The 8839-nt window shown below is 71.1% G+C and carries 6 protein-coding genes; 5 read left to right on the top strand and 1 reads right to left on the bottom strand.

Translation table 11 applies throughout. The features are described from left to right. Positions 1-344: 344 nt before the first annotated feature. The 5 genes from ligA (at position 345) to ACLQ24_RS21335 (ending at position 7708) form a co-directional block, all read left to right on the top strand. On the top strand, positions 345-2480 hold the full coding sequence (gene ligA / locus ACLQ24_RS21355) for an NAD-dependent DNA ligase LigA (protein ID WP_425893476.1): 2136 nt from the start codon (positions 345-347) through the stop codon (positions 2478-2480). A gap of 152 nt (positions 2481-2632) precedes the next feature. Continuing rightward, complete coding sequence (locus tag ACLQ24_RS21350; protein ID WP_425893475.1) at positions 2633-5266, top strand: putative bifunctional diguanylate cyclase/phosphodiesterase; 2634 nt, start codon at positions 2633-2635, stop codon at positions 5264-5266. A 123-nt stretch (positions 5267-5389) separates the two neighbouring features. Beyond that, a complete protein-coding gene (gene gatC, locus ACLQ24_RS21345; protein WP_088991147.1) occupies positions 5390-5695 on the top strand; it encodes an Asp-tRNA(Asn)/Glu-tRNA(Gln) amidotransferase subunit GatC in 306 nt (101 codons plus the stop codon). 76 nt (positions 5696-5771) lie between these two features. Next, the gene (gene gatA / locus ACLQ24_RS21340; RefSeq protein ID WP_425893474.1) at positions 5772-7247 is read left to right on the top strand and encodes an Asp-tRNA(Asn)/Glu-tRNA(Gln) amidotransferase subunit GatA; all 1476 of its coding nucleotides are present in this window, start codon (positions 5772-5774) and stop codon (positions 7245-7247) included. A gap of 11 nt (positions 7248-7258) precedes the next feature. After that, the gene (locus ACLQ24_RS21335) at positions 7259-7708 is read left to right on the top strand and encodes an AAA family ATPase (RefSeq protein WP_425893473.1); all 450 of its coding nucleotides are present in this window, start codon (positions 7259-7261) and stop codon (positions 7706-7708) included. 137 nt (positions 7709-7845) lie between these two features. On the opposite strand, the gene ACLQ24_RS21330 is transcribed toward ACLQ24_RS21335, so the two are convergent. Then, the coding region (locus tag ACLQ24_RS21330; RefSeq protein WP_425893472.1) for an IS1380 family transposase at positions 7846-8839 on the bottom strand (994 nt) is incomplete at its 5' end.

Here is an 8839-nt window from a genome sequence, read left to right as displayed (position 1 = left end):
GACTGGCATGGCCGTCCGGCGACCGGCATGGCCGTCCGACGACGGCAGCGGGGGCCGCGCGACACGGCAGCCCGTCCGGGCTCGCGCGCATGATCGACTCCAGGTCGCCGCAATGGGGGTATCGGTAGGTCGGGTCGCCGTTGTCGCCGTGCAGCGGTGACGCCTGGCGCGGGCGCAGGTGTGCGGGTGCCGCCGGTGGCGGTGGCGCGGTTGCGGTGGCGGTGGCGCGGTGGCGGTGGGGTGGGCGGCGGTGGCGCGGGTGGGCGGCGGATTGTCACCCCGGACCGATACCGTGCCTTAGTAGCGTGATCAGGGAGGTCGCAGGCGTGTCCGAAGGTGGCGGGGTGTCCGAGGAGCAGATCGGTCAACAGGTCAGCCCGGCTCAGGAGGCGGCGGCCGGCGCGGAGCCGACGCCGCAGGCGCGGGAGCGGCACGCCACGCTGAGCGGCGAGCTGACCGAACATCAGTACCGCTACTACGTGCTCGACTCGCCGATCATCACCGACGCCGAGTTCGACAAGCAGTTGCGCGAGTTGAAGGCATTGGAGGAGGAGTTCCCGGCGCTGCGTACGCCGGATTCGCCGACGCAGCGGGTGGGCGGCACGTTCTCCACCGACTTCACCCCGGTCACGCACGCCGAGCGGATGCTCTCCCTCGACAACGCCTTCGCCGACGAGGAGTTGGCGGCCTGGGCCGAGCGGGTCGAGCGGGACGCCGGCGGGCCGGTGCCCTACCTGTGCGAGTTGAAGGTCGACGGTCTGGCGATCAACCTGACCTACGAGGCCGGTCGGCTGGTTCGGGCGGCCACCCGGGGTGACGGCCGCACCGGCGAGGACGTCACCGCCAACGTGCGCAGCATTCGGGACGTACCCGGCCAGCTCACCCCGTCCGCCGAGTTCCCGACGATCCCCGAGTTGCTGGAGGTCCGGGGCGAGATCTACTTCCCGATCGCCGGGTTCGCCGACCTCAACGCGGGTCTGGTGGAGCAGGGCAAGGTCCCGTTCGCCAACCCCCGCAACGCGGCCGCCGGCAGCCTGCGGCAGAAGGACCCACGGATCACTGCCTCCCGGCCACTGTGGCTGGTGGTGCACGGCATCGGGGCCCGTCGGGGCTTCCAGCCCACGGCCCAGTCCGAGTCGTACGCGGCGCTGAAGGCGTGGGGGCTGCCGACCAGTGACCGGTGGCGTGTCGTGCCGGACCTGTCCGGCGTGGCGGAGTACATCGCCTACTACGCCGAGCACCGGCACGACGTCGAGCACGAGATCGACGGTGTGGTGGTCAAGGTCGACCCGGTCTCCATCCAGGGTCGTCTGGGCTCGACCAGCCGGGCGCCACGCTGGGCGATCGCCTTCAAATATCCGCCCGAGGAGGTCACCACCAAGCTCCTCGACATCGACGTCAACGTGGGGCGTACCGGTCGGGTCACACCGTTCGCCGTTCTCGAGCCGGTGCGGGTGGCCGGCTCGACCGTCGCGCTCGCCACCCTGCACAACGCCCGCGAGGTGGAGCGCAAGGGCGTGCTGATCGGTGACACGGTGGTGCTGCGCAAGGCCGGCGACGTGATCCCCGAGGTGCTCGGCCCGGTGGTCGACCTGCGGCCCGCCGACGCCCGCCCGTTCGTCATGCCGACGAGCTGCCCGTCCTGCGGCACCCCGCTCGCGCCGTCCAAGGAGGGCGACGTCGACATTCGGTGCCCCAACACCCGCAGCTGCCCGACCCAGCTCCGCGAGCGGGTGTTCCACCTCGCCGGCCGTGGCGCGTTCGACATCGAGGTGCTCGGCTACAAGGGTGCGGCGGCGCTGCTGGACGCGGAGATCATCGCCGACGAGGGTGACCTCTTTCAGCTCGACGCCGACCAGCTGTCCCGGTCGCCGTTCTTCGTCAACAAGGACGGCAGCCTCGGCTCCAACGCGGTCAAGCTGCTCGACAACCTGGCCGTCGCCCGGGAACGCGACCTGTGGCGGGTGCTGGTGGCGCTCTCCATCCGGCACGTCGGCCCCACGGCCGCCCAGGCGCTGGCCCGGCACTTCCGCTCGATGGAGGCCATCGACGCCGCCAGCGAGGAGGAGTTGTCCTCGGTCGACGGGGTCGGGCCGACCATCGCGGCCAGCATCCGCGAGTGGTTCGCGGTGGACTGGCACCGCGAGGTGGTCCGCAAGTGGGCCGAGGCGGGCGTACGGATGGCCGAGGAGGCGGTCGACGAGGGTCCGCGTCCGCTGGAGGGGCTGACCGTCGTGGTCACCGGCACCCTCGCCAACTTCTCCCGGGACCAGGCCGCCGAGGCCGTGCAGACCAGGGGCGGCAAGGTCAGCGGGTCGGTCTCCAAGAAGACGAGCTTCGTGGTCGTGGGGGACAACCCGGGGTCCAAGGCCGACAAGGCGGCCAGCCTCAAGGTGCCGGTGCTCGACGAGGACGGTTTCCGGCTGCTGCTGGACGCGGGTCCGGACGCCGCGCGGGAGGTCGCCCGAGTCGAGGGCTGACGCCGCCACGCGCCGAGGTGGCCGCCGCGTATACCAACTTAATTACGACTACGACCGATTCGTGACTGTCATACCGGGAAACCCGGGGCCGAGGGCGTTTCATTGGGTCACGGCGTGCCCACCGACACGTCGACCGTTCCTCGGGAGGTGTGATGGAGGTCGCCGACCCGCGCAACTCCCTCCCACCTGGGCGGGCGGCGCCGTTCGCCACCTTCGTCGTCGGCATCCTCGTGGTGGCCGCGCTGACCGCCACGGGTCCACTCACGACGCTCCCCGGTGAGCTGTCCCGCCTGCCGGGGGCGTTCTGGACGATGGCCGTGCTCGCGTTGTTCTGCGACGCGCGACCGTTCGTCCCACCCGGGCGGCGGCAGACCTCGGCGGTGTTCCCGTCCACCTGCTTCACCTTCGCGATCCTGCTCGGTTGGGGGCTCGGCCCGGCGGTGGCGGTGCAGGCCGTCGGGGTGATCGTCTCCGGTTGGCGGATGGGCAACGCCGGGTGGCGGACCGCGTTCAACGTCGGCCAGTACGCCTGCGCGCTCGCCGCCGCGTACGGCGTCATCCGGCTCGGGCCGGGCGTCATCTTCTCCGGGGGACGACTGCACTGGACCGAGGTGGTCGCCGTCGGCGGCGCGACGCTGGCCTGGTTCGTGGTGAACTACGGTCTGGTGAGCTGGGCGGTACGGCTGCGCTTCGGTGACCGCTGGTGGCCCACCGTCCGCCAGGGCGTCGGTTTCGAACTGCTCTCCACCGGCTCGCTGCTGCTGCTCGCGCCGGTGCTGGTCGCCGCCGCCCGTCTCAGCGCGGCGCTGATCCCGCTGGTGCTGGTGCCGCTGTTCGCCGTGTACCGGATGGCCAGGTTGACCGTCGAGCAGCAGCACCTCGCCGCCGCCGACCCGCTGACCGGGCTACCGAACCGCAAGGCGCTGCTGGCCGAGGTGGCCGAGCAGGTCCACCTGCACTCCGAGCGGATCGCCCGGGGCGAGCCCGGCGGACATCTGGCGCTGCTGCTCATCGACCTGGACCGCTTCAAGAACGTCAACGACGCGCTCGGGCACGCGGTCGGCGACCGGCTGCTGGTCGAGGTCAGTGCCCGCCTCGCGGACGTGGAGCCCCGGCCGCAGATGATCGCCCGGCTGGGTGGGGACGAGTTCGCCATCGTGATGACCGGGCTGACCGATGTCAGCCAGGCGCGTGAGCTGGCCGATCGCGTGGTCGGGGCGTTGGCCGAGCCGGTGCCGTTGGACGGGCTGCCGCTCGACGTCGGAGGTTCCATCGGGATCGCCCTCTTTCCCGAGCACGGCGAGGACTTCGCCACCCTGATGCGGCACGCCGATGTGGCGATGTACGACGCCAAGCACCGCAACGACACGGTCGCCGTGTACGCCCCGGAGTCCGACCACAACTCGGCCGAGCGTCTCGGGCTCCTCGCCGACCTCCGCCGGGTGCTCGAGTCCGGCTCGTCCGCCAACGAGGCGAGCCACGCCGACGCGGCTGACCAGGCCGCCCAAGCCACCCACGCCGCACCAGCGACTCACGCCACACAAGCAGGCCACGCCGTACCCGTGAGCGACGCCGAGCCGGGTGGGTCGGAGCGGACGGCAGACGTACCCCTTGCGGTGGAGGCCGAGGTGCGCGGCGGTGACGGTGCCGCGCTGCCGGCCGGGGCCGCGCCGGTGATCGCCGCTGCGCCGCCGACCGGCGGGCGGTGGTGGGGTCGCCGTCGGCGCGCCGGCGGCGAGTCGGCGCACGCCGATGAGTTGATCAACCGGATCGCCACCGGCGCCGACCCGATTCGGGGCCGCAACAGCCGCGCGACGATTCCGGGCACCCGTCCGGGCCCGAGCCGGGACCGGCGTACCGGCGGTCACGGGCGGCGCTCGCCGAACGGCGGCGCGCTGCCGCCGGAGGGCGACCACCACCCGGGGGGCGACGGCGGGTCCGCTCCGGGCGAGCGGGTGATCGAGCCGACCCGGTGGGTACGCGACAGCGGCGAGCTGGTCGACGACGCCGGTGAGATCACCATGTACTACCAGCCGCAGATCGCCATCGCGACCGGCGAGGTGGTCGGTGTCGAGGCCCTGCTGCGCTGGAGGCACCCGCGTCGGGGCATGGTCGATCCGGAGGAGCTGATCCGGGTCGCCGAGCAGAGTGCGGTGATGCGGTTGCTCACCCGCCGGGTGGTGGACGACGTGGTGGAGCAGCTCGCCAAGTGGTCGGCGGCCGGCATCGGGCTGCGCGCGGCGCTCAACGTCAGTGTGCGCGACCTGCACACCGGTGAGATCGCCGACCAGATCGCCGACCGGCTGGCCCGCTACGGGGTGCCCGCCGAGCGGCTGCAACTGGAGATCACCGAGGGAGCGCTGATGGCCGATCCGCGCCGGGTGCTGGCCACCATCTCCCGGTTGCACCAGATCGGGGTGGCCATCGCGCTGGACGACTTCGGCACCGGGTACTCGTCGCTGCAACACCTGCGCCGGCTGCCGCTGTCCGAGGTGAAGGTGGACCGGTCGTTCGTGCTCGGCATGGCCGAGGACGCCGACGACGCGGCGATCGTCCGCTCGACGATCGAGCTGGCGGGCGCGCTGGGCCTGCGGGTGGTCGCCGAGGGCGTGGAGGACGAGCGGACCTGGCGGATGCTGTACGCGGCCGGCTGCGACGCGGCGCAGGGGTGGTTCTACGCCCGCCCGATGCCCGCCGAGGAGCTGGTCACCTGGCTGGCCCGCTACCGGCCGGTCCGCCCCAGCGGCGGTCCGGAGCCGGACGCCGGCCGCCGACTGACGCGCTGACCCACCCGAGCAGCCGGCGCAGGGGGCGGAACAATAGACTCGCTCCGGTCACCGCGCGTCACGCTACACCCGCCGCGCGGCCGGCACACCGCCCGACCAGCAGGACATCAGAAGGGGGCACGGATGGCCGCCATCTCCCGCGAGGAGGTCGCGCACCTGGCGCGCCTGTCGCGGCTCGCCGTCACCGAGGAGGAGCTGGACACGTTCGCCGGCCAGCTCGACGTGATCCTCCAGGCGGTCGCCCAGGTCGGCGAGGTCGCCGCCGCGGACATCCCGCCGACCTCGCACTCGGTGCCGCTGACCAACGTCTTCCGAGAGGACGTCGTCACGCCGTGCCTGACCCCGCAGGAGGCGCTGTCGGGCGCGCCGGACGCCGAGGACCAGCGGTTCCGCGTCCCCCGGATTCTGAGCGAGGACGTTGCGTCATGAGCGAGCGCCAGCGAGCGAATCAACAGTGCAGCGCTGTGGTGCCTCATGGCGTCGCGGAGCGAAGCGGAGTGACGGCATGAGCGATTTGACGAAGATGACCGCGACGGAGATCGCCGCCCTGGTCGCCGGCGGGGAGACCTCCGCCGTCGAGGTGACCCAGGCGCACCTGGACCGGATCGCCGCGGTCGACGACCGGGTGCACGCTTTCCTGCACGTGGACACCGACGGCGCGCTCGCCGCGGCCCGCGCCGTGGACGAGCGGCGCGCCGCCGGCGAGGTGCTGGGCCCCCTCGCGGGTGTGCCGGTCGCGGTGAAGGACGTGCTCGCCACCCGTGGCGTGCCGACCACCGTCGGCTCGAAGATCCTCGAAGGCTGGCGTCCGCCGTACGACGCGACGATCGTGCAGCGGCTGCGCGACGCCGGCACCGTGATGCTGGGCAAGACGAACATGGACGAGTTCGCCATGGGCTCCTCCACCGAGTACTCGGCGTACGGCCCGACGCACAACCCGTGGGACCTGAGCCGCATCCCGGGTGGCTCGGGTGGTGGCAGCGCCGCCGCGCTGGCCGCGTACGAGGCACCGCTGGCGATCGGCTCGGACACCGGTGGCTCGATCCGGCAGCCCGGCGCGGTCACCGGCACCGTCGGGGCGAAGCCCACCTACGGCGGCACCTCCCGGTACGGCCTGGTGGCGTTCTCCTCGTCGCTGGACACCCCCGGCCCGTGTGCCCGCAACGTCCTCGACGCGGCCCTGCTGCACCAGGTGATCGGCGGGCACGACCCGCGCGACTCGACGTCGATCCCGCAGCCCGTGCCGGACGTGGTGGCGGCGGCGAAGCTCGGCGCGACCGGTGACCTGACCGGCGTACGGCTCGGCATCGTCAGCGAGTTCGTCGGCGAGGGCGCCGAGGCGGGCGTGATGACCGCGTTCCGCGAGTCGGTGGACGCGCTGACCAAGATGGGCGCCGAGGTCGTGGAGGTCTCCTGCCCGACGTTCGCGTACGCGCTGCCGGCGTACTACCTGATCGCCCCGAGCGAGTGCTCCTCCAACCTGGCCCGGTTCGACGGCGTCCGGTTCGGCCTGCGGGTCGGCGACGACGGCAACCGGTCGCTGGAGGAGGTCATGTCGCTGACCCGCGAGGCCGGCTTCGGCCCCGAGGTGAAGCGCCGCATCATGATCGGCACGTACGCGCTGTCGTCGGGTTACTACGACGCGTACTACGGGCAGGCGCAGAAGGTTCGTACGCTGATCACGCGGGACTTCACGGCCGCGTTCGAGCGGGTCGACGCGTTGATCTCGCCGACCACCCCGTTCACGGCCTTCCCGATCGGCGCGCGTACCGCCGACCCGTACCAGATGTACCTGGCCGACCTGTTCACCATCCCGACCAACCTGTACGGCGGGCCGGGCATCTCGGTGCCGTGTGGTCTCTCCGAGGGGCTGCCCGTGGGCCTGCAGGTGATGGCCCCGACGATGGCCGACGACCGGATGTACCGGGTCGCGGCCGCGTTGGAGTCCGCGGTCGGCACGTTCACCCCACCGGCACTCTGAGGACGGGCGGGATGCTGACGCGAATCGAGATCGACGGGTTCAAGTCTTTCCGGGATTTCTCGCTGGATATCCCGCCCTTCCTTGTCATCATTGGACGAAATGCGGCAGGCAAGTCGAACTTGTTCGACGCCATCCAGTTCCTCGGCCGGCTGGCCGGCGACCGGGTTCTCGAAGCCGCCCAGTACATGCGCGGCGACATCGCGGACCTATTTCACAAACACACCGACGGTTCCTCGGTCGAGGTGATGTCGTTCGCTGTGGAAGTGTTGCTGGATAGGTCGGTCACCGACGCGTTTGGGGACACAGCCGATGTCAACCATTCGCGACTTCGCTACGAGCTGACGCTTGAGCTCAGGTCGACCGGCCACAGCGGGACTCAGCGGCCGTATGTTGTCCGTGAGGCGGTTCGGAGAATCCGGCGGGCGGACGACACCTGGCCTCGATTCGTCAGGGGTGTTTGATCCCTCGGCAGGGCTTTCGGCTTGACCGTTTTGTCCCCTGTGGTGTGGTGTGGGGATGCCGTCTGTCACGACGGTATGCCCGGGTCTCCGATGTCCGGGAGCGGCCCTCTCTGGCTCGCTGAGACGGTTGTTGCTGCTCAGGTGGGTGCGGGTAGGGCGTTCAGGCGTTGCCAGCAGAGGGTGAACGCGGTGGTCCAGGGCCAGGTTTCGGGGATTTTCAGGACGCGTTGCCGGGCGTGGCTGCTGAGGGTGGCGGGTAGATGCAGCAGCCGGTAACGCAGGGTTTCGGGTTCGGCGTTGACGAGGTCGGGTTGGTCGTGCAGGCCGAGCAGCCTGGTCCAGGCGGTGATGTCGGCGGCGATGTTGGCGGCGAGGACCCAGCCACGGTTGACGGTCCAGTCCTTTGAGGGCAGGTTGCGCAGGCCCATGGCCTTGTTGGTGCGCACTCTGTCTTCTACCGCGGCGTGACTTCTGTGCAGGGCGTCGAGCCATTGCGGGTGATGTGAGCCAGGAATGCCCCACATGCGGGTGATGTCGGTGGCGACGATGGCGTACCGCCAGCCGGTGGCGCGTTCCAGATCGGTCAGGTTCTTCTCGTGTCGTGCGGCGGGTTTGGTCCGGCGCACGGTCAGCCGCAGCCCGGGAAGCCATTTCTCGGCGCGGGTGTCGAGGCCGGTCAGTTCGGCGACCCCGGCGGTCGCGGTCGCTTCGCCGTTCTGGCGTAGCGAGTCGGTCCAGGCGTCGGCGGGCAGCGCGGCGATCGCGGTCTCGTCGGCGTCGGTGATGGTCCAGCCGACGGTGAACCGGACGGTGCGGAACGCGGTGTTCAACTGGTGGAGGTGTTCGAGGAAGTCGTGGGTGGCGCCGGCGCCGTCGACGCGGACCAGGATTTTCCGGCGGTAGCGGGCGGGGATCTGGTCGATCGCGTCGGCGAGGACCCGGATGTGGTCACTGACCGTGTTGGATCCGGCGTTGCCTTCGCGCAGCAGCATCGCGAGGGATTCGGCGGTGTTCGCGCACCATGCCCCGAGCGGGTGGAAACCGAACCCTTTCTTGAACGTCACCGCCGCGCCCTGTTTGTCCGAGTGCGCGGTGATCAAGGTGGCGTCCAGGTCGATGACGATCCACCCG

Source organism: Micromonospora sp. DT4 (genome assembly GCF_049841675.1).
GTDB lineage: Bacteria > Actinomycetota > Actinomycetes > Mycobacteriales > Micromonosporaceae > Micromonospora.
The sequence above is the reverse complement of the archived record's forward strand: the minus strand, read 5'-3'. Positions and strand labels throughout refer to the sequence as shown.